The sequence below is a fragment of the Gordonia aquimaris genome (assembly GCF_026262595.1).
In the GTDB taxonomy this organism is placed as follows: Bacteria; Actinomycetota; Actinomycetes; order Mycobacteriales; family Mycobacteriaceae; genus Gordonia; species Gordonia tangerina.
Window position 1 is genome coordinate 140,732 of the sequence record NZ_JAPKFM010000004.1, and the last position, 26,600, is coordinate 167,331.

Below are 26,600 nucleotides of genomic sequence, written 5' to 3' on the forward strand. Positions count from 1 at the left end.
TCACAGGTCGCCGGGCAGTTTGTCCCGGCGGATGCCGCGCCAACTGGGATGGCGCAGGTGGCCGGTGGTGGTCCAGTCCATGAACCGGACCTCGCCGACGATCTTGGGTAGCACCCAGACGGCGCTGGAGGCCACCGGTCGGTCGAGCTTGTCGACGAACGGGCAGCGGTTGATCCGCAGGGGCTCGAGTTCCTCGGCCAGGGACCGCAATTGGGCGTCGGTGAAGCCGGTGCCGACGCGGCCCACATACCGCAGCCCGTTGTCCTCGGGGAGCCCGAGCAATAATGAGCCGATGGTGTGCGCCCGATTGCCCCGGCCCGGGCGGTAGCCGCCGACCACCACCTCGATGTCGCTCCAGTTCTTGTGTTTGAGCCACTGGGTGGTGCGACGACCCTGCTGATATGTCGACGTCCGGCGCTTGGCGACGACACCCTCGTAGCCCTGTTCGCGGCTCTCCTCGACTGCCGCGCGGCCTGGCCCTGGTAGCAACGCCGGAACCTCGGCGTAGGCCGAACGGGCGAAGGCCGGCGCAAGTTCGGTGAGCAGCTCACGACGCTGCGACCACGGCCTGCGTAGCAGGGAAGTCCCGTTCAGGTAGAGGATGTCGAAGATGTAGAACTTCAGCGTCAGCTCCTCGTCGGTGTTGTTGCGCGCCGACAGCAGGGTGAAATTGGTGCGGCCGCTGGCGTCGAGGGCCACCACCTCGCCATCGAGGACCACGTCGATGAGCCCCAGATCATCGGCAATGGACTGCAATTCGGCGAAGTCGGCGGTCATGTCGATGCCCGATCGGGAGGTGAGTCGGAAGTTCCCGTCGATGTAGCGCAACAGGATTCGATAGCCATCCCATTTACCCTCGAACGCCCAGTCTCGCCCGTCCAGGTTCTCGATCGATTCGTCGGTGGCCAGCATCGGCCGCGGATCACGCAGGCTGTCGGGCAGGATCGGTCGCGGCTCGTCGCTCATCAGATGTGCGAGCCAGTTCTTGTCACCGGTCTTGATCAATGCGTAGCGGCCCTGGATTCGGTTGCCATGCAACCGCACGATGACCTCGTTGTCGCGCCACTTCTCCGTCTCGTAGGTGCCGCGATCCCAGATCTCCACGTGGCCGCCACCGTATTCGCCGGCCGGGATGTCACCTTCGAAGTCGGCGTAGTCCATCGGGTGGTCTTCGGTGTGTACGGCCAGCCGATTCTGACCCGGGTCGTCGGGCAGGTTCTTCGGCACCGCCCAGGACACCAGCACACCGTCGCGTTCGAGCCGGAAGTCGTAGTGCAGGCGCCGGGCGTGGTGTTCCTGGATGACGAAGATCGGGTCGCCCGGGGTGTCTTCGGACTGTGTCCGTTCGCGATGGGCGTCGTCGCCGAAGGGTTCGGGGGTTTTGTCGGCGTCACGTTTGCGGCGGTACTCGCCGAGGCTGACGACGGGATTCGGTTCGGGGGCCCAACGTGGCGACCCTCCGTTGGCGCTCCGGGTCTCCGCTGGGGGCGGGGAGGCGTCATCGAGTTCGGGCAGCTCGTCGAGGTCGGCGAGGAGATCGCCGACGGAGTCGACCCATTCGAGGACCTCGTTGAACAGCAACTGCGCGAGATCGGGCTCGCTGAGTTCGGTCCAGGTGCGCGGTGCGGCCACCCATGGTTGCTCGCGGCCACGCATCGAGTAGGGCGCGAGGGTGGTCTTCGATCCGCTGTTCTGGCTCCAGTCGATGAACACCTTGCTGGTACGGACGGATTTCGCCATGGTCGCGGTGATGTCGTCGGGATGTGCGGCCGCCAGGGAGGTGGCGATCTGCTTGGCGACCGTGCGGGCGGAATCGGGGGAGACGGGCCGATCGAACCGGGCGTACAGGTGCATACCCTTGCCACCGCTGGTCACCGGGAATGCCGTCAGCCCGGCCGCCTCCAGCATGTCGCGAATCATCAACGCGACCTGAGCGCACTGCGTCAGCGGCACCCCCGGCCCGGGGTCGAGGTCGAGGACCAGGCGATCAGCCTTGGGTGCTGCCTCGTCGGCCGGCACGCGCCACTGCGGGGTGTGCAGTTCCAGCGCGGCCATCTGCCCGAACCACACCAGGTCGGCCCGCGACGTCGCGAGCGGGTAGGTGATGACGCGTTTGCTGTGCTGTTCGCCGAACCGTGCGAGCCAATCCGGCGCCGATGACGGTAGATCCTTCTCGAAGAACGGCATCGACTCGACCCCGTTCGGCCACCGCTTGCGGGTGATCGGACGGCCCGCCAGGTGCGGCAACATGACTGCCGCGATCCGCGAGTAATAGTCGATGACCTCGAATTTCCGGGTCCCCGTGGCAGGAAACAGCACCTTGTCGAGATTGGTGATGGGGATACGCCGGCCGTCGATGTCGAGGCTCTCACCACCACCCATGACGTCCATTGTCCACGCCCGACTTGTCGTCGGGGCCGAGGATCGCGCGAATGGGTGGCACAATGGGGCGCATGCGCTCGATCTGGAAGGGCGATCTGAGCTTTGGCCTGGTCAACGTGCCGGTCAAGGTGTACTCCGCCACGGAAAGTCACGACCGGAGGTCGTACCAGGTCGATTCCAAGGACGGCACGCGAATTCGGTACCGCCGGGTGCGGGAGGGCACCGACACCGAGGTGGACTACTCCGACATCGCCAACGCCTACGAGACCGACTCCGGCGAGACGGTGATCCTCACCAAGGAGGACCTCGCGACGCTGCCGGTGCAGAAGAGCCCGGAGATCTCGATCCTGGAGTTCGTGCCGACCGAACAGGTCGACCCGATCTACTTCGACAAGCCCTATTACCTCGAGCCATCGTCGAAATCGCCGAAGGCGTATGCGTTGCTCGCGCAGGCGCTGCAGAAGACCGAACGACTCGCCATCGCCCAGTTCACGTTGCGTAACCGCACCCGGTTGGCTGCGTTGCGGGTGGTGGACGGCGTGATGACGCTGCAGACGTTGTTGTGGCCCGACGAGGTGCGTGCCGCGGACTTCCCGTTCCTGGAGGAAGACACCGAGATCCGCCCGCAGGAGCTCGACATGGCGGCGTCGTTGATCGAGACCATGGCCAAGGATTTCGACCCGTCGGAGTTCGAGGACCGCTACCAGAACGAACTGTCGAAACTCGTGGAAGCCAAGGCCGATGGTGCCGAGGCGTTCCCGGAAAGTGACGAGGAGCCCGAGGCCGACGAGGACTCCGAGGTGGCCGATTTGCTCGCCGCGCTGCGAGCATCGGTGAAGGACAAGGACTCCGGCGGTGGATCCGACGACGAGGAGTCCACCGCGAAGAGGACACCGGCCAAGAAGGCGGCGGCGAAGAAAGCACCGGCAAAGAAGGCGCCGGCGAAGAAAACCGCGGCCAAGAAGACCACCGAGAAGTCGACGGCGAAGAAGACGGCCGCCAAGAAGACCACGGCAAAGAAGACCGCTGCCAAGAAGTCTGCGTAGCGGCCGCGCCATCGGCGTATCAGGTGCGGGCGGTTGTCGCGGTCAGCAGCAGGGCGGTCAGTACCCCGACGGCGACGACGACCGCCACCCCCAGCACCACGATGTTTGAACGTGTGGCGGCGACGATCGCGCCGGCCGCCAGTCCTGCCTGCTGCGCGGCCCCGAGCGCCGCGGCCCGCCCGACCGGACGTGCGCCTGCGGTGTCCAGGGTGCCGTGATTGGCGACGGGGAACACCACCCCGATACCGAGACCCACCGGGATCGTGATGAGGAGCAACGTGATCGGCGTGCTCGCAACGGTCGCCGACAAGATGCAGGAACCGGCGAGGACGAACATGCCGACAATCAACGGCAGGCGCACCGAGCTCGCCGCGCCGACTCGAGCCACCGTGAGGGCACCGAGCGCGGCGGCACCGTTGAGCACCAGGAACCCCCAGCCCATCTGGGTGGGCGACCACCCGTGATCCTGCTGGAGCTCAAAGCTCACACTGATCACGGTGAGTGCGAGCACGGCGTTTGCTCCGATGACGGCCGCGAATGTCCACGCGGTGAGATGGTCTGGCCGCGGTGGCACGTCCCCGGACAGTGCGGGGTCGGGCGCATCGGGCGACTCCGGCGACAATCGCCGGAGTCGCCGCGACACCGCCATCCATGCGCCGGCGCACCCCACGGCCCCTACGGCGACCGCGACGAAACACCAGCGCCACGACGCGCTCGCCAAGGGTGCGATCAGCACCAGCGCGGAGACGGCCCCGGCACCGGATACCAGCGAGAACACGGCGAATGCGCGGACCCGCAGCGGGTGCCCGGACGTGACCAGATGCACAGACGCGAGCAGGCACGTTGCGCTGACCGCCGCGGCCGCACCCTGCGCAGCCCGTGCCCCGACGAGTTGCGGGAGGTTCTGTGCCGCAGCGCCTGCGCCCGCGGTCAGCGCGAAGGCGATCGCTGCCGGGATCACGGCGGCCCGCGGGTCGGCTCGCCGAAGCAGTGCTCCGGTGAGTGGCAGCGCACAGACGAATGCCACCGCGAACGGGGTGATCAGGACATGTCGGGCTTCGGCTCCGAGATGCAGGTCCCGCGCCATCACCGGGCCGATGATCGAGACCGCGGTCTCATCGACGATGATCACGAACTGGGTGAGCGCGAGCACGGTGACGCCCAACATCACGGGCCGGGCGTTCTGCGCTGATCCGCGGCCGGTCATGTCACCTCCTGGACGTTTGACCCAATGCGCTCCGGGTAACACCGGCCCTGTGCCTACTATGGCATTGTCCGGCGGCCGATCCCGGGCACTCCGCGACCCGAAAGGGCCCCATGCCACAGTCGATTCGAGTAGTGACCCGCAGTGCCGCGGCCATGTTGCTGGCGCTGTCCGCTGTCATCGGAACCGCGGTCGTCGCAGGTCACACCCCGGCACGCGGGGACACCCTGGACGGTGTTCGGTACGCACACGCCACCTCGGCCGCGCCCTACCGAGAGACGCGGACGTCGCCACGCAACTTTGTGGCCTCGGTGTGGTCGCCGTCGATGCACACCCAGGTCCCGGTGCTGGTGCAGTCGCCGGCCAACAACAATCCGGGTGCGCCTGTGATGTATCTGCTGAGCGGATCGACCGGCGGCGAGAAGGACGACGACTGGACGCACGCCACCGACGCCAACGCCTTCTACGCCCGCAAGAACGTCTGGACCGTCACCCCGATCGGCGGCGCCGCGAGTTACTACGCGGACTGGCGGCGTGTCGATCCGGCTGCGAACTTCCGCTTCGGGGTCACCACGAATCGGCCGTTGCGGTGGGAGACCTTCCTGACCTCCGAGTTGCCCCGGGCGTTCGAACGCGCACACGGCGGCGTCACTGGGCTCGCTCGGTCGCGGGGGATTGCAGGGATCTCGATGTCGGGGACCGCGGTGATCCGGATCGCCGAGAACCATCCCGGAATGTACCGCGCTGTCGGTGCGTACTCCGGGTGTGCGGACACCGCTTCTCCCCAGGGGCAGCTCGCACTTCGGTCCGTCGCGTTCTTCCCGGGCGGTGCCGACGCGAGCAACATGTACGGTCCGCCGGGAGACCCGCAATGGACCGCACAGGACCCGGTGGTGAACGCCTACAAGCTGCGCAATCGCACACCCGCACTCTGGATCAGCGCCGCGACCGGTCTACCCGGCGCGCATGACACGCTGAGCGACCGCAGGATCGGTGGGAACGTCGGGGCACTGGCCGACCAGGTGGCCGTCGGCGGTGTTTCCGAGGCGGTGTCGCGATACTGCACGCAGACCCTGGCCGGTCGGCTGGCGGCACTACGCATCCCGGCGACCGTGCGTTTCCCGGCCGCCGGTACGCACTCCTGGGGATACTGGCAGGACCAGATGCACCAGTCCTGGCCGATGTTCGCGCGGGCGCTCGGGGCCTGACCCGCGGGTTCAGCACCCTTTCAACTTCTGCACCATAGGTTGGCGGTATGAGTACTCACTGGGGCGGCGGGAACCGCGGCGACCGGACGGTCGCCGAAGTCCTGTCGGGTCGTAACCCGACGACAGGTGGTACACACAATCGGCAATGACCTCGCGGCCATCGGAACGTCTCATCGAGCGTGCATCTCGGCGACAGGGCCGGTGCACCGGTGACGGTCGCCCGACGAGCGCTCTGGTTGGCGCAACTGTTTCGGCCCCAGGTCTCGCATGTGGTCGCCTTCCGCGTCACCCTCGTCGGACCCCTCGACACCCGTCGCCTCATCCGGTCGACCCGGGACGTGCTCGACCACATCGGTTGGCACGACGTGCACATCCCGCCCGAACTGTCTCCCGCGGACCCCGACTGCGCGCAGCCGCTGCGGCCGGCAGGCTCCGGGCGGGCCGTGGTGGAACTCGTGGATCTCTCTGGCGAGCCCGACCCGGTGACCGCCGGCGCTCTGCGCGCCGACGAGTTCATCGATGCGCTCGACGGCGCCGATCTCACCACACCGTTGTGGCGCAGCGAATTGCACACCATGCACCCGCAACTGCATCACTGGGTGGTACGCGTCCACCATGTGCTGACCGACGGTGCCGGCGCCTGGCGGGTGATGGGACACATCGCCGATGTGTACGGCGGAACCGCGTGTGCCGGCGATCTACGCGTACCGAGCGACGCAGACATCGACCGCGCTGACGCGCGCTACCAACAGTCTGATCGGCACGATACCGACGCGTCGTACTGGGCAGACACTCTGGCCCGCCACGAATCATCGTTTCTCGCCGGCGCGCCGACCGTCCCGACCTCCGCCATCACCCGCGTCACGAGGCAGGTGACGGGCGAACGGTCGCCGACATCCACCGAGACAGTGGCCGCCTTCGCGACCTTCTGCGCGCGGATGCTCGACACTACCGACGTCGGATTGTCGCTGCCGGTCGCGGCCCGCACATCAGGTGTGCGCAAGCGGACTGTCGCACCCCTGTCGAACGTGATTCCACTGTCCCTCAACGGGATCGGCGATAGGCCAGTGCGTAGTGCCGTCACGCAGGTCGCCACCACCGTGGTGGGAAGCCTGCGCCACCAGCTGTTCCGGCGTGAAGAGATGATGCGTGCGCGCGAGGACATCACCGACTTCGGTGCGGTGGTCAACCTCCTACCTGCGGTGAGCCGGCCCACCGTGGACGGGGTGCACTGGCAGATCGAGGTGCTGCGGACCGGACCGGTCGGCGATGTGGCGGTCACCCTGCACCCGGCCGATCACGACGGACTGCGGGCGATCACCTGGGAGGCGCCGTCCGAGCGGGTCGACTCGGATGGGTTGGCGACGTTGGCTGCCCGATTCGACGGACACCTGGCTGCGACGCTGGACGAGATCGACGGGCACGAGCCGGTGTCGGACAGGTCGATCTTCCTGCCCGGCGAGTGGGGCCGTTTCCGTTGCCGCAGTGGGCCGCCGGCGCCACCGTTCGTACCGACCGCGGGAATGCTCGAGCACCTTCGCGCGCACCGTCCGGCGGAGCCGGCGATCCTTGACGGTGATGTCGTACTCACTCGAGGCGACCTCGTGGCCGCCGCCGATCGTGGTGCCCGGGCGCTCATCAGCGAGGGGGTGGGACCGGGGGACGCGGTGGCGGTGTGCGTCGACCGGTCGGCGACGTCGGTCGTGGCGTTCTGGTCGGTGGTCCGGGCCGGCGCAGTGTGGGTGCCCGTCAATGATCCATTCGCGCCCGCAAGCCGGACGCGGGAAATTCTGGCGCGCACCAATGTCCGAGTGGGTTTGTGCGCCCCGGGCCGACCGGGTCCGCCGCCGGTGCGTTGGGTGGAACTCGACATCACCGGCATCGACGAGTCCACATCGGACACCACCGACGAACCCGCATGGCAACCCCCCGGGATCGACCGCGGTGCCGACGACCGCGCATACCTACTGTTCACCTCCGGATCGACGGGTCAGCCGAAGGGTGTGGACATGCCACATCGCGGAATTCCTGCGCTGGTGGCAGAGATCCGGCGGTCATATGCGCTCACACCGGAATCCCGGATGCTGCACGCATCCGCGCCCACCTTCGACACCGGAATCGTCGAGATGCTGTCTTCGGTGGCCACCGGCGCTGCCCTGGTCGTCGCACCGACGACGGCGCACGGCGGTGACGCGCTCGCCGCTGTGATCGACGAGCGCGACGTCACCCACATCATCGTGACGCCGTCGGTACTCGACACCCTGCCCGTCGGTGTCGCCGACCGACTTCAGCACGTGGTGCTCGGTGGCGAAGCCATCCCGGCCCGGCTGGTGGCAACCTGGGGCGACCGCGTGAGGATGCGCAATGCGTACGGGCCCACCGAAACCCGGTGCAGCATCAACTTCTCCGGCGAGCTCGTTCCGGGCCGACCGGTGACGGTCGGACCACCGATGGTCGGGGTGACCGAAGCGATTCTCGACCGCCGAGGACGGCCCCAACCACCGGGCGCGCTCGGTACCCTGCACTGCTCGGGTCCCCAGGTGGCTGACGGGTACCTCGACGACCCAGAACAGACCGCCGCCGTCTTCGAGGCGTGCACGTTCGCCGACGACCCGGTGATGTACCGAACCGGTGATCTCGCCACGTGGACCGACGACGGGGAGGTACACATCCTGGGGCGCCGAGATCACCAGGTGAAGCTGCGCGGACTGCGCATCGAACTCGGCGAGATCGATGCCGCGCTGAGCATGGCCGACGCAGTGCGGCACAGCGCCACAGTCCTGCGTGAACTGCCCTCCGGCCGAAAGGCGCTGATCTCCTTCGTGGTACCCGAATCACCCGGTACGTCACCGGATGCCGGCGATCTGCGCAGCCATCTCGCGCGGAGTCTGCCGACCTACATGATCCCGTCGTGGATCGTCAGTCTCGACGAGCTGCCCCGAACCGGCAACGGCAAGCTCGACCGGCGGGCGCTCGATGCGCACCACCTGCCCGAACAGCCGGCGCTTCGTCGGCCCCGGGAGGTACGAGAAGAGCTGGTGCTCGAGGCCGTCGTTGACGCGGTCGGCGTGACGTCGATCGATCTCGATCGCAGCTTCCTCGACAACGGTGGCGACTCGCTGGCGGTGATACGGGCCGCCCGGGTACTCGCCGCCGCCGGATATCCCGAGGTCACCGCCAACGACCTGCTCACCGCACCCGCTCTGGCCGAGGTCGCCGCCCGGATGTCGGACACACCCCGGCAGCCCTCGCGACCGTCGCCCTCGCCGAGCGAGCGGCAGTGCGAGCGTTCTCTGTCTGCCGCCGAGCGCACCGTGTCCCGCGAACCCGGTGATCGGGCCGCGCAACTCATCCGCATCGCGTGGGTACCCGAGTCTGCAGCCGCGGCCGAGCCGGCCGACGTGCGTTCTGCGGTGCAGACACTGCTGGACCGACACCCGTTGTTGCGCTCCAGCTTTCCCGACACCGCCGACGGTCCGGTCGTGCACACCGAATCGCACATCTCGGTGGACGCGGTGCTGTCGGTGACCGAGTCGCCGGCGACGCCCGGACGCACCGATCTGGAGCTGATCGCTGCGGAACTCTCGGTAAAGCTCGACGTGCGAACCGCTCCTCCGGTCGCTGTCGCGATGGTCACCGGCCCCGCCGGCACCGTGACGGCGGTGGTCATCGTCGCGCACCACATCGCTGTCGACGGGCAGTCGCTGGCGATCGTGGCTGCTGAGGCGACCGCGCTGATGCAGGGTCGGCGCCTGCCGCCGGCGCCGACCGGGCCGTGGCACTGTCCGACCGAGTCGAGTGGAGACCCTCGCCACGCCGACATCGTCTCTGCCGCACCGGATGCGGCGTGGACGCTGGCCGGCATCACGCCCGCCCACCTGCCGATCGCCGCGGCAGTTCGCGCCAGGACCGTGATCGGTGTGCGATTCTACGAGCGTTTTCTTGAGGACGCCGCCGCCCGGGGCATGACACCGTTCGAGGCGTTCCGGGGCGTCGTCGCGGCGGCGCTGGCCGATGTCACCAGCGATCGACACATCATGTCGGCAACCCCGATCTCCCGACGGCCGGCCGGCTCCGAGGACGTCGTCGGCGATTTCGTCCTCAGCGCGCTGATCCCGCTCGACGCCGATGCCGATCATCGGTGTGCCACCGAGGTCGCCCGAGCATGTATCGACGCGACCACGCAGCCCATGGAGGACGTGCTGTGCGCTCTCGGGCGTCCGGCGGTGGACGGCCACCTGTTCGCGGTGCCGCTGCTCATCGGGTGGACACCGGCGATCGATACTGCCGCCTACCCCGGTCGACTCCACGTGTTCCCGCCTTCGCACACACGGTGGCTGCTGCAGGTGGAAGGCTCACCGACCCGTGATGGCGGTCTCGTCGTGCGGATGACAGGCAGCGCAGAAGCATTCGGCCACTGCGAGATCGACGCGGTGTCGACACGCATCGTGCAGCGCGTGGAGTCGATGTGACCCGGCAGCCTCGACGCCACTCACTCGCCGCGGATGGGGGAACGACCAACCGCGTGACTCCCGTCGCAGTACGGCTGGATCGCCGACCGGCCACACCGGCACAGGGCCACCGTGGCGCGGCGCCGCGGCACCGGATCGCCCAGGGTGTCGACGATCTCGACGTCGCCACGCACCACCAGGGGGCCACCGGGGGTGACCGTGATGCGCGCGGGGGCGCGACGCGCACTGCGCGGGTTCTCGAACTGAGCGGAATCCATATCACCATGGTGCGCCACGAGGCGGCCGGACGCGAGCGAGTTGACGAACGCAGCCGCCGACCGGTGGCCGAACGTGGGTGGATGGCGACGTGACCACGGAAACCGTTGGGGCCGGGCGCTGCCCGATGGTCGAGCCGTGCGGTGACCTCGGTCGGGCCCTGGCCGAACTGCTCGACGGCAACCCACACGACCCACGCCGCGGCCTGGCGGTCGGCGATCAGGCGCTGTTGACGCTCCCTCACGATGCAACGCTTCTCGACAACCTCGACGCACAGCGCACATGGTTCTTGCTGGCCGAGCTAGACGGTCGCGGACTGGCCGGTGTCGACGACCGTTGGAACGAACATCCCGCGGTGGCCGATCTGCGGTGGCGGTTGGGTGGTGCACTCGAGGCCGCGATCCGGGATCGGACAGGTCCGATCGTGGCGTGTACCGCCGCCGAGCTGCCTGATCGAGTGCGCGCCGAGCTCGCCGCCGTGGACTCACCACCGCTGTCGGTGCACCTTGCGACGAACGGGACCGTCGAACACTACCAGGACCTGCTCCGGCATCGGTCGCTCTACCACCTGCGTGAAGCCGATCCGCACACCACCGCCATCCCGCGGTTGACCGGCCGCGCCAAGGCCGCCCTGGTGGAGATCCAAAGCGACGAGTACGGCGGCGGACGTCACGAGTGGATGCACTCGACGCTGTTCGCTCGGACAATGCAGGCACTCGGGTTGACCACCGACTACGCCCTCTACGCCAGCGGGCTGCCGGCCATCACCCTGGCATGGTCGAATGCGTTGACATTGTTCGCTTCACGGCGTGAACTGCGGGCGGCGGTCGTCGGCCACCTGCTGGCACTCGAGTGCACCTCGTCGATCCCGAACAAACGCAACGCACAAGGTCTTCGACGACTGGGTTACGGCGATGCCGCGACTGCATTCTTCGACGAACACGTCGAGGCCGATGCCGTGCACGAGCAGATCGCTTTGTACGACATGGCCGTTCCGCTGCTGGAAGCCGAGCCGACGCTGTCGATGGATCTGCTCACCGGCTTTCGTGCCGCCCTTGCGCTGGATGCCGATGTCGCGCAGTACCTGTTGCGGCAATGGGGAATCTGAGAACGACGCCGCGAACCGCAACCGGTACGGTGAGCGCTGCTGCGCCGGCGAGCGCCACCGCCGCGGAGACGTCGGTGAGCCAGTGCGCTGCCATGTACAGCCGAGTCGCCGCAACCACCGCGGTGAGCGCGAGGGCCGAGATGATCGCGATCGATCGCGTGAGCGTGGTATGGGTGATGATCACGGCCAACACCAGGAGCAGGGCGGCTATGCCCGTCACATGTCCCGAGGGGTAGGAATTGACGGTCTCTACCGTGGTGATCTGATCGATTGCCGGTGGCCGCGCTCGGTGTACGACAACTTTGAGGATCTCGCAGATCCCGCCTGCTGCGCTGACGGTGGCGACGATGGTCAGCGCACGAACCACGGTGCGGTCGGCGACGAATGCGACTCCCGCTGCTGTCATCGTCATCACCGCGACCCACAGGGGTCCGAACAGGGCGGTGACCAGGACAACGATGCCGCTGCGCGTGGGGTCCCGGTGATCGAGCACGAATTGGAGAGTGGACTCGTCGAGCGCTTCCAACGGCTGGTGTCGGGTCATCACGCCCACTCCGTACGCCAACACGAGCAACAGTAGGACGGTCGCGATCATGAGGGCCGAGAACCGCTTCATGAGGCCAGCATGTGGCTAGGCACCTGTGGGACTGCTGTACGCCGCTGAATGCCGGCTGAAAGTGACAGGTGCCCGCGCGGGTGCGCACCGGCGCGGACGTTGCCGGTCTCTGCGGGCCGTTCGGGAAGGCGTCGCGACGACGTACATTCGGGGGATGCCCAAGCGGTCGCGCCGACGTCACCCGTCGGGTCGTGGTGTGCGGCAGCGGCGCACCAGTGTGCGCACGCGGCTGACCGTGTTCGGCGCAGGCATGCTGACGTTGGCTCTGGCCATCGCCGGCGGTGTGGTGCTGTTCGTGCTGTATCACTCGCTCACCTCCTCCGCGGATGCGGCGACGTCCTCGCGTGCCACCGAGATCGCCGACTCGGCCGCCACGGACGGTGTGGGTGGGATCGATCCGGCGCTGCTCGTCCACACCGACACGATCGACCTGGTCCAGATTCTGGATCCGGCTGGCAGGGTCGTTGCCGCCAGTTCGGGTGACCAGCAAAGCCGCGGCATCGTGGGGCCGGTGGCGGCCGATCAGCGTCAGACCGTCGTCGACGCCGCGTACGGCGATGATGAGCCCGAATATCGCGTGACGGTGCAGGGCGTCGCGACCCCGGACGACGAAACGGTGACCGTTGTGGTCGGCGCCGCGGAAGGTCCGATCCATGCCACGGTATGGACGGTGTTCGCGGTGCTGTGCGTGGTTTTCCCGATCATCGTCGCCGCATCCGTCGTCGCCACCCATTATCTGGTGGGCAGGGCTTTGCGGCCCGTGGAGTCCATCCGCGCAGAGGTGGCGGCGATCTCGCGCTCGGGCCGCGCGCAGCACATTCCCGTGCCGGCCACCGAGGACGAGATCGCAACCCTGGCCACCACCATGAACGAGATGTTGGACCGGCTGGCCTTCGCCCGGGAACAACAGGTGCGCTTCGTGGGCGACTCGTCACACGAGTTGCGCAGCCCCCTGGTTACGATTCTGGGACTGCTCGAACTCGCACGCCGAACCGGCGAGCCGATCGACCACGCGACGGTGTCGACTCTGCTTCTGCCGGAGGCACATCGATTGCGTGATCTGATCGACGACATGCTGCTGCTCGCCCGTGCCGATGAGTTCGGGATGACTCCCGAGTTGGCCGATATCGACCTCGACGACCTCGTCAACGACGAGATCACCCGGCTTGACCTCACCACCGACCTGACGGTCACCGCCACCGTCCTCCCGGTACGTCTGCGCGGGGATCGGGGCCAGATCTCTCGGGTTCTGCGCAATCTGAGCGACAACGCTGCCCGTCACGCCCGAACGTCCGTCGATGTCTCGATGGCGATCTGCGGTGCCACGGCCGAAGTGTCGGTGGCCGATGACGGTCCAGGAATTCCGGAGCCGGATCGCGCACGCATCTTCGAGCGATTCGTGCGGCTCGACCCGACCCGCACGCGTAGCGTCGGCGGGGTGGGACTGGGTCTGTCGATCGTCGGTGAGATCGTCCGGGCCCATCACGGAACCGTCGGAGTCACCGAGACCCCCGGCGGCGGTGCGACCATCACTGTGTCACTGCCACTACCGGAAACGGATCAGGCAGTCGAGTCGCCGCCGTCCTCGGCAAGTCGGTAGCCGGCGCCGCGGACAGTGAGGATCGACCGGCGACCGTAAGGCGTGTCGATGCGCCGACGAAGGTAACCGACGTAGACCTCGACGATATTGTCGTCGCCGCGGTAGTGGGCGTCCCATACCGACGCGATGATCTCGGCCTTGGAGACCACCGATCCCTTGTGACGCATGAAGTATTCGAGGACGGCGAACTCTCGAGCGGTCAACTCGATGAGCTCGTCGTCGCGCCGAACCTCACGCCGGGCGGGGTCGAGACTGAGCGAACCGGCGCGGAGGATCGCGGGCCGCTCCGGTGCGCCGCGGCGCACGAGAGCTCGGAGCCGGGCGGACAGGACCACGAAGGAGAAGGGTTTGACGAGGTAGTCGTCGGCGCCCAGGTCGAACGCATCGGCCTGGTCGTAATCTCCGTCCTTGGCGGTGAGCATCATGACCGGAGTCCACACGTCGCGCCGGCGGAGCTCGCGGACCGCTTCGTAGCCGTTGAGCACCGGCATCATGATGTCGCAGACGATGACGTCGTAGGTACGCACACATGCGGTCTCGACACCCTCGGCGCCGTCCTCGGCGACATCCACCGCCCAGCCATCTGCCGTGAGCGTTCGCCGTAACGTCTCGGCCGCTCGCGGGTCGTCTTCGATCACCAACACGCGCATGAGATCAATGTCCGTGCGGCTCGGGCGCTGTTCGGTTCATAGGCTACCCCCATACCGCCTGGGCGCCACTGTCACCGATGCGGTACACCATCACGATCGATGCGATGGCGACGGCGAGAATCGCCACGGCCAGCACGATGTCCACCACACGCCGGGTCAGGCCGGTCATCGACGGCACTCGGGTCTGTACCGCAGCGACGATCCGCTCGTTGTGCAACGCCCACCACAGCACGGTGAGGCCGAACAGTGGCCCGGACCAGTAGATCATCTGCTCGCCGAGTTCGGCGTGGTGCTCGATGAACGGCGGGTTGCCCAGCTGCTGCTGGAGTGCTTCGCCGGCGCTGGTGGTGATCGGTATCGCGATCAGGGTGGCGAGGGCGAACAGCGGCACCAAGATTCCCAGCCGGCGCTGTGCCGCCGGCCACAACACGACAACGATGGCCATGAGAGCCGTCAAGGGCACGAAGACCACCGGGATGTGCACGAGGAGCGGGTGCGCAGGCAATCCGTTGAGAGTATCCACACAGCGAAAGTAGCGAGCTTCGGTTGAAGAAGCGCTGAAATGCGGGTGAAAGAAAATCGTTGGCTTGCTGACCTGCATATCCGGCAAGCTGGGTAGGTGAGCGTGTCGGCCGGAAACCAACTGCCCGCGGCGTTGAAACCCTTCGCGCTGCGGCAGTACCGGCTGCTCGTTCTCGGGTTGATGTTGGCGATGTTCGCCGACGGCGTGTGGACGGTCGGGGTGGTATGGCAGGTCATCGAACTCGGCGGTGGCCCCGGGCAGCTCGCCGTGGTGACCGGCGTCGCCGCGGTGGGGATGGTGGTGTCCACCCTGGCGGGTGGCATCCTCGCCGATCGGGTGTCGCAGCGGCGCATCATGATCGGGCTGGAACTGGTCAAGCTCGCAGCCTTCGGCATCGTCGGTGTCGCCGGCTTGCTCGGCGTGTTGTCCCTGCCGGTGTTGATCGGCGCATCGCTGCTCGGCGGCATCACGATGGGCATGTACTACCCGGCCTACTCGGCGCTGCTGCCCAGCGTGGTGGAAGCCGCACAGTTGCAGGCGGCCAACGGGATCGAGGGGTTTCTGCGGCCGGTGATCTTTCAGGCCATCGGGCCCATCGTGGCCGGCGGCGCCATCTCGATGGCCTCACCGGCGGCGGCCATCGTACTCGCCGGCGTTGCCAGCGCGTCGTCGGCGTTGGCGTATGTGGCGATGACGCCGGTGACGGTGCGACGGGATCTGACCGCGACCACGGCGCATCCGGTGCGGTCGGTTGTCACCGATCTGCTCGAGGGGTTCGCGTACATGTGGCGTACCCCGTGGTTGTGGGCGACGCTGTTCTTCGCGTGCATTCTCGTTCTCGCGGTGATGGGGCCGATCGAGGTGTTGGTGCCGTTCGCGTTGCGTGAACTCGGCGCCGGCGCATCCGATCACGCGCTGGTGTTGACTGGGTTCGGGATCGGAGCGGCGTCGGCCTCGCTGGTGTTCGCGTCGATCCCGATGCCGCGACGGTACCTGTCGGTCATGTTCGGCATCTGGAGCTTCTCCAGTGTGCCCCTGGTGATCATGGGTGTCGCCGACGCCACGTGGATGTTCGTCGCCGCCGGCCTTCTGATGGGCGTGATGTTCGACGGCCCGATGGTGTTGTGGGGCACGCTGTTGCAGCGGCGGGTGCCGCCCGAACTACTGGGTCGGGTGGCCAGTCTCGACTTCTTCGTGTCTGTTGCGTTGATGCCCGTGTCGATGGCGGTGGCCGCGCCGATCAGCCATGCCATCGGGCTCACCGCCACCTTCGTGCTGGCCGGACTGTTGCCGGTGCCGGTGGCCGGCGCCTTCTACCTCGCCGCCCGACTGTGGCGCGACGAGATCGAGCATCCGTTGCGGGTGGTGCTGACGGACGTGACGGCAATCAACTGAATGCGGTGGGTCCGACGGTATGGCGGACCCACCGCCCCTCACGGCATGACGATGTCGAAGTCCGGGTCGGGCGCATCGATGTAGCCGGCCAGCCGACCGAGGGCTGCGGGGTCACCGCTGACCTGCGCACCCGCGTCGGTGGGATCGGCGGCGGTGAGCGCCGTGAACAGGCGGTTGGCCGGCACAGTGATGGTTACATCGGCGGGGTTCGCGGCCGGTGCCGCGGTGTGGGTGAGCACGCCGTTTCGCAGCAGCACCCGATAGGTCGTGTTGGTGTCGGGCAGCACGACGTCGAGATTGATGGTGTCATCCCACGAGCGGGGTCCGTCGATCTGGACCGCCAATGCGTCGAAGATCTGCGGTGGTGTGAGCTGGGCGAGGGTGTCGGCCGACCGACTGGAGACCGGGGTGCCGAAGTTGCCGCGGCGCAGTTCGTAGGCGCCGGCGAGGTAGATGTTGCGCCAGGTCCCGTTCTCTGCGCAGTACCCGAGTTGTTCCAGCGCGTCGGCGAGTAGTTCCTTGGCCTCGGTGTTGTCCGGCTCGGCGAACACCACATGACTGACCACCTCGGCCACCCAGCGCAGATCGCCGTCGTCGAAGGACTTCCGGGCGCGCTCGAGGACCGCGGCAGCGCCTCCCATGTATTCCACGTACCGTCTGCCCTGCTCCTCGGGGGGGGATGCTGCCACAGGTGTGCCGGATTCCCGTCGAACCACCCCATGTAGCGCTGGTAGATGGCCTTGACGTTGTGGCTCACCGAGCCGTAGTAGCCGCGTGCGTGCCAGGCCTTTCTCCAGGGCGGGCGGGAGTGTCATCATTTCGGCGATTTCGATGCCTGTGTAGCCCTTGTTCAGCAGCCGAAGAGTCTGATCATGCATGTAGGCGTACAGATCTCGCTGCAGCGACAGGAACTCGACGATCCGCTCATTACCCCACATCGGCCAGTGGTGCGGCGAGAAGATTGTTTCGGCGGTGTGGCCGAACATGTCGATTATCTCTTGGACGTAGTGCGCCCACGCGTGCGCGTCACGCACCTCGGCGCCGCGGAGGGTGAGTAGGTTGTGCTGGGTGTGCGTGGCATTCTCTGCGACGCATAGCGCTTGGTGGTCGGGCAGATAGAAGTGCATCTCCGCCGGGGCCTCGGTGCCCGGCGCAAGCTGGAACACGAGCCGAAGCCCGTCGACAGTGTGTTCCTGCCCGGTGTCGGTGATCTCGATCGTCGGGTTGATCAGGGTGATCGATCCGGTCGAATTCGTCTGTCCGAGAACGACACCCACCTGTCCTCGAGGGTCACGGTCGACCACGGTGCCGTACATGTAGCTGATGCGTCGTGCCATCGCCCCACCGGCGTAGACCCACTCGGTAACGAGGTGTTCGACGAATTTCTCGGGTGCGATCACCGCGCACCGGCCGGCGTCGACGTCCTCTTGGGTGGTGACGCCTCTGACGCCGCCGTAATGGTCGGCGTGGCAATGGGTGTAGATGACGGCGGTGACGGGACGTTGTCCGCGGTGTTCGCGGTAGGGGGCCAGGGCGGCCGCTGCGGTCTCGGCGGAGACCAGCGGGTCGACAGCGATCACGCCTTCGTCGCCCTCGATCAACGTGAGGTTGGAGGCGTCGAATCCGCGCACCTGATATACCAGATCCGGGATGACCTCATAGAGGCCTTGCATCGAGGTCAGCGTCGATTGGCGCCAGAGGCTTGGATTGACAGAATCCGGCGCCTCACCGGTCACGAAGGCATACGAGTCGTTGTCCCACACCACGCGGCCGTCGTCGTTGCGGATGACACATGACTCTGCCGACGCGATGAATCCGTGCTGCGCATCCTCGAAATCTGTTGTGTCGCCGAATGGCAATCGGTTCAAAACCTCGCGGTGCTGCGACACAATGGATTCGATCGGATCTCGCGGCTCCTGGGTCAGGGGTCATTAGATCGGTGGTGGTGCGTCGAGTCAACCAACGAGTCATCAACCGCTGTCTAACCTGTCGTGCGAGTTGGTCGATCGCGTTCAGTGGTTTGGTTGTCTCGTGGGCACGAGATGCTCGGCTGCCGCCGCCACCGTCAGCGCCGTCAACGAATCCAGCACCGGGGAGCTCAGCTTCCAGTACTGCCAGAACAATGGGACGTCCGCGTGGTCGTCGACGATCCGGACTACCCGGCCCGACCGCAGGGCGTCGGCGATCTGCACCTCGGGGACCGCGCCCCACCCCATGCCGAGTTCGACGGCGCGATGGAACTCGGTGGACGCCGGTACGTAATTGATCGGTGGCGAGACAGGCCCGTCGGCCAGTCGGGTCAGGACGTCGCGCTGGATGTAGTCGTTGCGATCGAACAACACCATCGGCGCCTGTGCCAGCGCATCCGTCGTCGGCCCGTCAGGCATCCATCGGGTGACGAAGTCCGGCGTCGCGACCGGCAGGTATCGCATTGCTCCGAGGGGGCGGATGGTGCAGCCCCGGATGCCGAGCGGGTCGGAGGTGATGGCGCCCAATACTTCTCCCGACCGCAGGAACCGGCTGTTCTGGCTTTCGTCGTCGCGGAGCACCTCGATGGCGACCGGGTGCCGGGCGTGCATCCGGGCGATCACGGGCAGAAACCAGGTCGCCAGCGAGTCGGCGTTGGCCGCGATCGGAAGATGTATGCGTGGACCCCGCGGGTCGGCGGGATCGCCACCGAGCAGCTCCGCGCGCGCCTCGGCCGTCAGCAGATCCCACTGTTTGGCCAGTCGCACCAGGACCTCACCGTCGGGTGTCGCGGTGGCGGGTTTCGTCCGGCGCACCACCACCCGGCCCACCGACGCCTCGAGTGCCTTGATCCGCTGACTGACCGCGGACGGGGTGATGTGCAGCGCGCCGGCCGCACCGTCGAAGGTGCCCTCCAGCAAGACTGCGGCCAGCGTCTGCACACCCTCTTGGCTGATCTCCATTTCGGAATCATAAGTCTGATTCATGATTCGTGAAAAACATTCGTTGGACTGTTGATGCGGTGCCTCCTAACTTCGTAGTCGTGACGACCTACGTTCTTGCCGCCGTAGCCGGCCTGTTGACCGGCGCCGGGCTGATCATCGCGATCGGTCCGCAGAACGTGTTCATCCTTCGCCAAGGGGTTGCGCGAGCGCATGTGGTGCCCGTGGTGGTGGTGTGTGCCATCTCAGACGTGGTGCTGATCGTGGCTGGGGTGGCCGGTCTCGGTGCGTTGGTGGCCGCTCATCCGTCGGTGGTCAAAGTCGCCAAGATCTTCGGCGGCGGCTACGTGATCGTGCTCGGGCTGATGGCGGCGCGGCGTTGCCTACGCAGTTCCGAGGCGATCGTCGCCAATGCCGGGGAGGCCGCGACGCTGAGCCGGTGGGCGGCCATCGGCATGACTCTCGCCTTGACCTGGCTCAACCCGCACGTCTACCTCGACACCGTGCTCACCATGGGTGCGATCGCGAACAGTCACGGACACGCGAAGTGGGCGTTCGCGGTGGGTGCGTGCCTGGCCAGCCTGCTCTGGTTCGCGACGTTGGGCGGTGGCGCCACCAGGCTGTCGCGGTTCTTCGGCTCGCCCCGGTCGTGGCGCATCCTCGATGCCATCGTCGCCGTGGTGATGTTTGTGGTGGGGGCGGGGTTGCTGCTGTCGGTGTAGCGGACCGCCGGCGTGACAGTCATCGTTGCGGTTGCAGGACAGACTTTCGGTAATCTCGCGGTCCGATTCCGTAGTGCTGTCGGAATCGGTTTCTGAACGTGGCGACGCTGGGGAATCCGCATGCAGCCGCGACTTCCGAGATGGATAGTGCAGGGTTGGCTTCCAGGAGTTCGCGCGCGCTGCGGGCTCGTCGTGCCGCGATGAGACCCGCCACGGATTGCCCTGCGTTCTCGAAATGGCGGTAGATCTGGCGCCGACTCACATGGAGTTCTTCTGCGATCACGTCGGGGGAGAAATCGGGGTCGCGATGGTGACGTTCGATCAGGTCGAGCGCGGCCTCGTGAACGAACAGGGTGTTGTCCTCGAGGCGGTATCTCTCGACATTGAGTTCGGCCAGCGCCGCGGCGATCAAGTCCACGGCGGCCAGCTCGGTGTCGACAGGTGGGACAGGCCCGGACGAGAGCGCGGTGTCGGCAGCAAACCGTGTGACGAATCCCGCCGCTGCGCGCGCCAGGAGAGTTGATGACGCCCCGCTGCGTTCGGTCAGTTCTGCGGTCCTCCGCAGACGTCCCAGCATCTCGGTCGGGATGATTATGCCGGTGGGGTCGGTGACGGATTCGCAGTACTGGCTGTACGGGACGGCCAAGTTCACGAATACCAGTTGGCCTGGCCGATAGGCGACATCACGGGTTCCTTGTCGGACCGTTATGTGGCCGGGCATGGAGCTGACATGGACGACGACACTCTCATATGGCCTGGCACGCACCAACTGCGGCGTTCTCTCCAACAGCATCGGCGTGTGGAGTGCACAGTATGTGGTCAGCTTCGACAGGGTGCGCCGGTACAACATCGCCCCGAAGTTGTCGGGGTCTGGTGTGCTCACGTCGACCAGGGCGTTGTACTGGGTCATGCCGTCGGCCCCGAAGCGCCCGATCGGTGGTGTCGGGGGACTGGTTCCGGCGTAAGCCTCCAGCCGGGTCGTCCACTCCGAAACCAGGTCACAGGTCAGTCGCGTCGATGGCCTGTCCGTCATGATGCCCGTCCTACGCACTGGGCGTCCGCCGCCTGGGCAGCACGACGAGCGAAGCGAAGAAGAAGCAGAGCGCGCCGATGAACGTCCCCACCGTCGCCACTGTGGCGTCGACCGTCACCCCGTCGGGGGTGATGTAGGCGCCCACGGCCGACACGCCGAATGCCACGCACCCGATCCAGTTGATCTGCACCGACCACCAGTCGGCGCGCCGGGGTGCCCAGTTCGTCCCTGTCGCACGATAGTAGGCGATGTACGCGACTGCGCCGCTGACCAAGAAGGCCAATGACCCGCCGGCGTCGGGGCTCCATACGAGATGGCGCTGAGACGGGATCGAGTGGGCGGCTATGGCGGCTGTTGTGCTCACATTGAAGAGCACTGTGCCGAGCGATTGGGATGCAGCGGTCAACCACTCGGCTCGCACCATCCGGCCCGTCCCGTACGTCACCGGCGCGGTGCGGTCGCCGCTGCGCAACAACTGGATCAAGCCGGCGGTGGTGAAGAACCATGCGCCGATGAAGTAGCAGATGTTCGACGCCGCGGCACCGGCCCACTGTCCGAAGCCCGGAGCCGACCCCAGTGCGAACAATGCCGAGCCGATCATGAAGCCCCAGCACTGCTTCCGCAAGGTCGGGGCTAGCGCCGCACCGATCCGGTCGGCGCCGGCATCCGCAATACTCATCCCAACTCCCGTTTCGAACTGTCTGACCGGGGCGACGGACACGTCGCCCCGGCGGCGACCTCAGTGGTGGAAATGCGAGCCGGTTCCTTCCCGCGGCATCGGGGCGGAGAGGTTGTCGAGGAACGCGATCTCGCTCTCCATGTCGCGCAACAGCGCGTTCGCGAGGTCATGACTGAGACCTGCTCGAACGACGATCCGCTGCAGCGTCATGTCCGCGAGGTCGTCGGCCATCGGATACGCCGGAACCAACCACCCCTTCATCCGCAGCCGATCTGACAGATCGTAGAGCGTCCACTTGTCGGTGTAGCCGGACTTGAGTTGCCAGGCGAAGACGGGGATCGTGTCCCCCTTGCTCACGAGATCGAATGGGCCCATTGCTCCGATCGCGCTCGAGAGATGCTGCGCGACATCCAAAGAGCCCTGCTGCACCTGCCGGTAGCCCTCGCGGCCGAGGCGAAGGAAGTTGTAGTACTGCAACAGGACCTGTGCACCGGGGCGAGAGAAGTTGAGCGCGAGGGTCGGCATGTCGCCACCGAGATAGCTGCAGTGGAACACCATGCTCTCGGGCAGTGCCTCGACGTCGCGCCAGATGATCCACCCCAGACCGGGATAGACAAGGCCGTACTTGTGGCCGGAGGTGTTGATGGAGACCACTCGAGGAACACGGAAGTCCCACTCGAGATCCGGCTGGCAGAACGGGGCGATCATCGCGCCGGATGCGCCGTCGACGTGGATCTTGATGTCCAGGCCGGTCTTGTCCTGGATCTCGTCGAGCTTCGCGGAGATCTCCTTGACCGGCTCGTAGAGACCGTTGTAGGTGACACCCATGATCGCAACGACGCCGATGGTGTTCTCGTCGACGTACTTGTCCAGGTCGTGTCCGTCGAGGACGATGTGTTCGTCGCTGACCGGTACCCATCGCGGCTCGACCTCGAAGTAGTTCAGGAACTTCTCCCAACACACCTGAACGGCCGTGGACAGCACGAGGTTCGGCTTGTCGATCGGCTTGCCCTCGGCCTTCCGCCGGGCCTGCCAGTGGCGTTTGAGAGCGAGGCCGCCGAGCATCGCGGCTTCCGAGGAACCGATGGTCGATGTCCCGATCGAGTTCTCGACGTCCGGAACATGCCACAGATCGGCGAGGATCTTCCAGCACCGATCCTCGATCGCCGCGGTCTGCGGGTACTCGTCCTTGTCGATCATGTTCTTGTCGTAGGTCTCTGCGTACAGCTGCCTGGCTTCGTCGTCCATCCAGGTCGAGACGAAGGTCGCGAGGTTCAGCCGTGCATTTCCGTCGAGCATCGCCTCGTCGTGCACGATCTGGTAGGCGGTCTCCGGCAGACTCATGTCCTCCGGGATGGTGAACTTCGGAAGCTCGGTGGCTTCACCTGGACGGACGAAAACCGGGTTCAGAGTGAGACTGTCGCCGATATTCGTCGTGTGACGTGCATTGGTGTGCTTGCGCTCGGACATGGAAACTCTCCTCGTCAAAGATCAGGGGTCACTTCAGCGGGTATGCGTTACTCGTCGTGTCGGATATGGCTGTCGCGCGGCCTCCTACACCTCGACCGGCGGATACAGCCGATCCATGTTGTATTGCCGGTTGCGGCGGGCCGCCCAGGTCGAGACTGCGAGACAGGCGGCGGTCAGGAGTACCAGGACGGTGAGCGCGATCCAGAAGCGATGGTCGATCCCGCCGAGCGTGAGCTGTCTGAGTCCGGTGACCGTGTATGTCATCGGATCGACCCAGTGGATGTACTGGAACGGTTTTGTCGTCGTCGGGACCGGATATATCCCTCCCGCAGACGTCAGCATGATCATCAGGAATGCCAACGTGACGACCCTACCCACTGCCGGCCCGAAAAGGGCATTGAACATCTGGATCATGGCCAGGAACACTGCGACCATCAACAACATGAAGCCGAAGGTGGCCACGGGGTACATCGGGCGCAGTCCTACTGCGAAGACAACGACCAGGTAAAGTATCGCGGCTTGGAGTACGCCGACGAAGAACGTTGGCGCATAGGAGGCCAGGACCACGCGTAGTGAGCTGAGCCCCTGCGCAATCGGCCTCGACTGGAGCGGAGTGAACAGCATCCAGGCGATGATGCTTCCGACGAACAACGCCAATCCGAAGAAGAACGGTGTGAACCCGGTGCCGAAGGTCTTCGCCTCGTTGAGAGTGTTCTCCGTCAGCGCCACAGGTTTGGAGAGGGCGTCGGCCAGAGCGTTGCGTTGCTCACCTGACCATTGCGGGACCGCCTTGACTCCCTCGTCGACCTGAGTTGCGAGTTCCTCGGTACCCGAAGCCAGCTGTGTGGTGCCCGCCGCCAACTGATCGGCGCCATCACTGAGCTCGACGAGTCCTGAGCTGAGTTGATCTGCACCCGAGCTCAGTTCGTCGGCGGCGCCGCGCGCGGCGAGGATGTCCGAGCGCAGTCCACCGTTCTCCAGCAAGGCCATGGCCGTACGGGCAGGACTCTGCGGGTTGCCGAGTTGTTGTGACAGCGTCTTCGAGTCCTCGCGTACCCGGCTGATCGTATTGTCCGCGTTCGGTCCCAAGCCCTCGGTGGCCAGGAACTGCACCGCAGGTGTCAAGGTGTCGGCCAGCCGGCGGACGTTGGGATCAGAGTTCGCCCGTAGTTGTTCGACCACTCCGGAGACCAAACGGCTGGCCTGTGACTGAGTAGACGCGGCGGCCGAGAGCTGGGCGTCGAGTGTGGAGGCGTCGGAACCTAGGCGCTGAACCACGCTGTTGAGCTGGTTGGCGTCGAGGCCGGCGCCGCCGGATCGATCGAGGATGTTGAGAATGGGGTCGGTCGCCGAGGTGACCGCGTTGTCGAGTTGGGTGAGTCCACCCGCCAGTTCACCGGCCCCGTTGCGGGCCGTCACCAGATTGGTTGCCAGCTCCTGGGCACCGTTGTTGGCTGTCTCCATTCCGGCATTGAGTTCATTCACGCCGTCCTGCGCCTGCTTCAGTTTCGGCATGAGGCCGCTCACATCGTTGAGCACGATGTCAAACGTTTGCGCGCCGACCTGAGCGCCGACCTGGTTGACCACCTGCTCGGCCGCATCCTGCCCCATGACGGTCGAGAGATAGTTGTTGGCGTCGTTGTAGGTGAAGATCAGTTCAGCCGAACGGGGATCGGACCCGGTGGGTGACGCGACGGCCTCGCTGAAGTCTTCGGGAAGAGTGATGGAGAAGTAGTACTTCCCATGCTCCACACCATCTCTGGCGTCATCGGCCGAGACGGGATGCAGGTCCAGTTGCTTCGAATCGATCAGGCCCTGCGCAACCTGATCGCCTGCCTTGAGCGGTTCGCCCTCAACTGTGGTGCCGCGATCAGAGTTGACCAGGGCCACCGGGATCTTGTTCACCGCGTCGAAGGGATTCCAGAATGCCCACAGATAGAGAGCACCGTAGAGCAGCGGCATGAGGATGATGACGGCCAAAGCGAGTCGGGGCATGCGGCCCCGGTAGTAGCGTTTGAAATCGCTGCCCGGCGAGAATGCGGCAAGCATGTCAGATCCGATCGTGTTGTTCGAGCTGGACGAACTCGTCGTCTGTCAGGTTGTGAACGTCGACAACGTCCCGGACACCGTTGAGCCGGGCCCCGTTGACATCTGCGGTGATCACCGTCTGGTCACGTCCCAGGTCGACCAGGCGGGAGAGAAGTTTGTCGGCGCTCTCGATGCGAGTCAGCCGATCGACACCACCGACCACCAACAGCGGCGGCCGACGAATGTTCGCCATCGCGATTCGGAACAGCGCTGCGGTGAGCTCGGGGAGTTCTTCGACGTAGTCCTTCATCGCGGGCAACGCGAAGTTGCCGAAGACCGGCCCACACAGTCGCTCGAGGTCCTCCTGCCGTGACGGACGAACCCACCGGTACCAGGGCGCGGCCCACCGGATCTGTTCGGTCACAACATCACTGACTCGAATCGTCTGATCGATACCATCGACCTCGTCGATGTCGGCGATCGCGGCCTGCGAGAACAGATGGTGGGCATCGTTGGCGCGGCCAAACGCCGTCAGGGTGCCGGTGGACGGCCGCATGCGTCCGGCCAACGTGAGGAGCAGCGCGGTACGACCTCGCCCACCCGACCCCGCAAGCACTGTGACTCCGCCGGCGCGGACAGAAAGACTCGTGGGGCCGAATATGCGACCCCATGACGCCCGCACCCCGATCTCTTCGGCGTGCAGCAGCACATCACCTTCGTCGGCGATCGGTGCGATCTCCGTGGTGATCTCATTGCTGAACGAATTGTCGTCGGGCATCGTCTGTTCCCGTCGTCGGTGCCTGGCGGTCCGCGCCGCACGGCAAATCGAATGAATGGCGTTATCGACTCGGCGGGTTCAGTGGGCTGAACCTACCGACTGCGACTCTGTGATGATTGGTTACGGGTGCAGGGAAGGATCTCGTCTTACTCGGACCTGCGTCAGGTTGGTATCGGCGAACAAAAGAAACTATGCGACGCCGAGACTGGGCCGCTCCCACTTCAGCGCATTGTCGGTGCCGATGTTCAGGTGCACCGTGCAGACGGACAGGCGACGAACGCGTCAGATGTCGCAGTGGATGACCTGTCGAACATGCCATCAAGGCATGCGGCCTTGCGGAATGCGGTCCTGCGGGGATCAGGCGTGAAACTCATGGTGGAGAATCTAGCGCGAGCAAACGAAAGTTGTCGACCGCGGCCGAACCGTGGTGACACTGCGGCCGGCCGGTCGAAGTGACTGCAGGAGAACGCGATATAGCTGCCGGAAAGCTCGCTGCGGGGACGGTCGGCGCAGTAGAATACC

General features: G+C 66.1%; 19 protein-coding genes and 1 pseudogene. 7 read left to right on the forward strand and 13 right to left on the reverse strand.

The genetic code is table 11. From position 1 onward, the window contains the following. Positions 1-2,382: an ATP-dependent DNA ligase gene (locus OSB52_RS05960; RefSeq protein ID WP_266060714.1), complete on the reverse strand. Its 2,382-nt coding sequence runs from the start codon at positions 2,380-2,382 to the stop codon at positions 1-3. A 71-nt stretch (positions 2,383-2,453) separates the two neighbouring features. Between OSB52_RS05960 and ku the strand changes: the two genes are divergently transcribed. Beyond that, positions 2,454-3,428 carry a non-homologous end joining protein Ku gene (ku, locus tag OSB52_RS05965; RefSeq protein WP_235722882.1) on the forward strand — a complete coding sequence of 325 codons (975 nt, stop codon included), beginning with the start codon at positions 2,454-2,456 and terminating at the stop codon, positions 3,426-3,428. Between the two features lie 19 nt (positions 3,429-3,447). Here the strand turns inward: ku and OSB52_RS05970 are convergent, their stop codons facing one another. Beyond that, positions 3,448-4,635, reverse strand: coding sequence for an MFS transporter (locus tag OSB52_RS05970; RefSeq protein WP_266060716.1), 1,188 nt, complete (start codon positions 4,633-4,635; stop codon positions 3,448-3,450). Positions 4,636-4,787: 152 nt separating this feature from the next. On the opposite strand from OSB52_RS05970, the gene OSB52_RS05975 reads away from it, so the two are divergent. Together OSB52_RS05975 and OSB52_RS05980 are read left to right on the forward strand one after the other, a co-directional pair. Continuing rightward, positions 4,788-5,840 carry an alpha/beta hydrolase gene (locus tag OSB52_RS05975; protein WP_266060892.1) on the forward strand — a complete coding sequence of 351 codons (1,053 nt, stop codon included), beginning with the start codon at positions 4,788-4,790 and terminating at the stop codon, positions 5,838-5,840. A gap of 209 nt (positions 5,841-6,049) precedes the next feature. Further along, on the forward strand, positions 6,050-10,312 hold the full coding sequence (locus tag OSB52_RS05980; protein WP_266060717.1) for a non-ribosomal peptide synthetase: 4,263 nt from the start codon (positions 6,050-6,052) through the stop codon (positions 10,310-10,312). Between the two features lie 20 nt (positions 10,313-10,332). On the opposite strand, the gene OSB52_RS05985 is transcribed toward OSB52_RS05980, so the two are convergent. Continuing rightward, positions 10,333-10,569 (reverse strand): CDGSH iron-sulfur domain-containing protein, encoded by a 237-nt coding sequence (locus tag OSB52_RS05985; protein WP_235722879.1) that lies wholly within the window; start codon positions 10,567-10,569, stop codon positions 10,333-10,335. Between the two features lie 89 nt (positions 10,570-10,658). Between OSB52_RS05985 and OSB52_RS05990 the strand changes: the two genes are divergently transcribed. Next, a complete protein-coding gene (locus tag OSB52_RS05990) occupies positions 10,659-11,675 on the forward strand; it encodes an iron-containing redox enzyme family protein (RefSeq protein WP_266060719.1) in 1,017 nt (338 codons plus the stop codon). On the opposite strand, the gene OSB52_RS05995 is transcribed toward OSB52_RS05990, so the two are convergent. After that, positions 11,602-12,291: a phosphatase PAP2 family protein gene (locus OSB52_RS05995; RefSeq protein WP_235722877.1), complete on the reverse strand. Its 690-nt coding sequence runs from the start codon at positions 12,289-12,291 to the stop codon at positions 11,602-11,604. The genes OSB52_RS05990 and OSB52_RS05995 overlap by 74 nt on opposite strands. A gap of 154 nt (positions 12,292-12,445) precedes the next feature. Here OSB52_RS05995 and OSB52_RS06000 point away from each other — a divergent pair, with 154 nt between their 5' ends. Continuing rightward, positions 12,446-13,891 carry a sensor histidine kinase gene (locus tag OSB52_RS06000; protein WP_235722876.1) on the forward strand — a complete coding sequence of 482 codons (1,446 nt, stop codon included), beginning with the start codon at positions 12,446-12,448 and terminating at the stop codon, positions 13,889-13,891. Here the strand turns inward: OSB52_RS06000 and OSB52_RS06005 are convergent. Then, positions 13,852-14,541: a response regulator transcription factor gene (locus tag OSB52_RS06005; RefSeq protein ID WP_235722875.1), complete on the reverse strand. Its 690-nt coding sequence runs from the start codon at positions 14,539-14,541 to the stop codon at positions 13,852-13,854. The two genes, OSB52_RS06000 and OSB52_RS06005, sit on opposite strands and share 40 nt — an antisense overlap. A 43-nt stretch (positions 14,542-14,584) precedes the next feature. Then, positions 14,585-15,064 (reverse strand): DUF2231 domain-containing protein, encoded by a 480-nt coding sequence (locus tag OSB52_RS06010; protein ID WP_266060721.1) that lies wholly within the window; start codon positions 15,062-15,064, stop codon positions 14,585-14,587. 96 nt (positions 15,065-15,160) lie between these two features. On the opposite strand from OSB52_RS06010, the gene OSB52_RS06015 reads away from it, so the two are divergent. Then, on the forward strand, positions 15,161-16,459 hold the full coding sequence (locus OSB52_RS06015) for an MFS transporter (RefSeq protein WP_266060723.1): 1,299 nt from the start codon (positions 15,161-15,163) through the stop codon (positions 16,457-16,459). A gap of 38 nt (positions 16,460-16,497) precedes the next feature. On the opposite strand, the pseudogene OSB52_RS06020 reads toward OSB52_RS06015, so the two are convergent. Continuing rightward, positions 16,498-18,384, reverse strand: a pseudogene (locus OSB52_RS06020) (alkyl/aryl-sulfatase). Between the two features lie 87 nt (positions 18,385-18,471). After that, entirely contained in the window at positions 18,472-19,389 is a 918-nt protein-coding gene (locus OSB52_RS06025) for a LysR family transcriptional regulator ArgP (RefSeq protein ID WP_266060725.1), read from the reverse strand. 80 nt (positions 19,390-19,469) lie between these two features. Here OSB52_RS06025 and OSB52_RS06030 point away from each other — a divergent pair, with 80 nt between their 5' ends. Next, positions 19,470-20,090, forward strand: coding sequence for a LysE/ArgO family amino acid transporter (locus OSB52_RS06030; RefSeq protein ID WP_266060727.1), 621 nt, complete (start codon positions 19,470-19,472; stop codon positions 20,088-20,090). A 19-nt stretch (positions 20,091-20,109) separates the two neighbouring features. Here OSB52_RS06030 and OSB52_RS06035 read toward each other — a convergent pair whose 3' ends face one another. The 5 genes from OSB52_RS06035 to OSB52_RS06055 all read right to left on the reverse strand — a co-directional run bounded on the left by OSB52_RS06035 (position 20,110) and on the right by OSB52_RS06055 (position 26,078). Next, the gene (locus OSB52_RS06035; protein ID WP_266060730.1) at positions 20,110-21,123 is read right to left on the reverse strand and encodes an AraC family transcriptional regulator; all 1,014 of its coding nucleotides are present in this window, start codon (positions 21,121-21,123) and stop codon (positions 20,110-20,112) included. Between the two features lie 10 nt (positions 21,124-21,133). After that, positions 21,134-21,802, reverse strand: a complete 669-nt coding sequence (locus OSB52_RS06040) for a hypothetical protein (protein ID WP_235722870.1) — start codon at positions 21,800-21,802, stop codon at positions 21,134-21,136. A 60-nt stretch (positions 21,803-21,862) separates the two neighbouring features. Beyond that, on the reverse strand, positions 21,863-23,272 hold the full coding sequence (gene gad, locus OSB52_RS06045) for a glutamate decarboxylase (protein WP_266060732.1): 1,410 nt from the start codon (positions 23,270-23,272) through the stop codon (positions 21,863-21,865). Positions 23,273-23,356: 84 nt separating this feature from the next. Beyond that, the gene (locus tag OSB52_RS06050; protein ID WP_266060734.1) at positions 23,357-25,321 is read right to left on the reverse strand and encodes a YhgE/Pip domain-containing protein; all 1,965 of its coding nucleotides are present in this window, start codon (positions 25,319-25,321) and stop codon (positions 23,357-23,359) included. A gap of 1 nt (position 25,322) precedes the next feature. After that, positions 25,323-26,078: an ATP-binding cassette domain-containing protein gene (locus OSB52_RS06055; protein WP_266060736.1), complete on the reverse strand. Its 756-nt coding sequence runs from the start codon at positions 26,076-26,078 to the stop codon at positions 25,323-25,325. Positions 26,079-26,600 lie beyond the last annotated feature (522 nt).

Excerpts from the sequence above, each read along its gene's own strand:
- OSB52_RS06055 (WP_266060736.1), bottom strand. The coding sequence starts at position 26,078 with ATGCCCGACGACAATTCGTTCAGCAATGAGATCACCACGGAGATCGCA.
- OSB52_RS06035 (WP_266060730.1), bottom strand. The coding sequence starts at position 21,123 with ATGACGGACAGGCCATCGACGCGACTGACCTGTGACCTGGTTTCGGAG.
- OSB52_RS05985 (WP_235722879.1), bottom strand. The coding sequence starts at position 10,569 with ATGGATTCCGCTCAGTTCGAGAACCCGCGCAGTGCGCGTCGCGCCCCC.
- OSB52_RS06040 (WP_235722870.1), bottom strand. The coding sequence starts at position 21,802 with ATGAGTATTGCGGATGCCGGCGCCGACCGGATCGGTGCGGCGCTAGCC.
- OSB52_RS06050 (WP_266060734.1), bottom strand. The coding sequence starts at position 25,321 with ATGCTTGCCGCATTCTCGCCGGGCAGCGATTTCAAACGCTACTACCGG.
- OSB52_RS05970 (WP_266060716.1), bottom strand. The coding sequence starts at position 4,635 with ATGACCGGCCGCGGATCAGCGCAGAACGCCCGGCCCGTGATGTTGGGC.
- OSB52_RS06005 (WP_235722875.1), bottom strand. The coding sequence starts at position 14,541 with ATGCGCGTGTTGGTGATCGAAGACGACCCGCGAGCGGCCGAGACGTTA.
- OSB52_RS06025 (WP_266060725.1), bottom strand. The coding sequence starts at position 19,389 with ATGGAGATCAGCCAAGAGGGTGTGCAGACGCTGGCCGCAGTCTTGCTG.
- gad (WP_266060732.1), bottom strand. The coding sequence starts at position 23,272 with ATGTCCGAGCGCAAGCACACCAATGCACGTCACACGACGAATATCGGC.
- OSB52_RS05960 (WP_266060714.1), bottom strand. The coding sequence starts at position 2,382 with ATGGGTGGTGGTGAGAGCCTCGACATCGACGGCCGGCGTATCCCCATC.
- ku (WP_235722882.1), top strand. The coding sequence starts at position 2,454 with ATGCGCTCGATCTGGAAGGGCGATCTGAGCTTTGGCCTGGTCAACGTG.
- OSB52_RS05995 (WP_235722877.1), bottom strand. The coding sequence starts at position 12,291 with ATGAAGCGGTTCTCGGCCCTCATGATCGCGACCGTCCTACTGTTGCTC.
- OSB52_RS06000 (WP_235722876.1), top strand. The coding sequence starts at position 12,446 with ATGCCCAAGCGGTCGCGCCGACGTCACCCGTCGGGTCGTGGTGTGCGG.
- OSB52_RS05975 (WP_266060892.1), top strand. The coding sequence starts at position 4,788 with ATGTTGCTGGCGCTGTCCGCTGTCATCGGAACCGCGGTCGTCGCAGGT.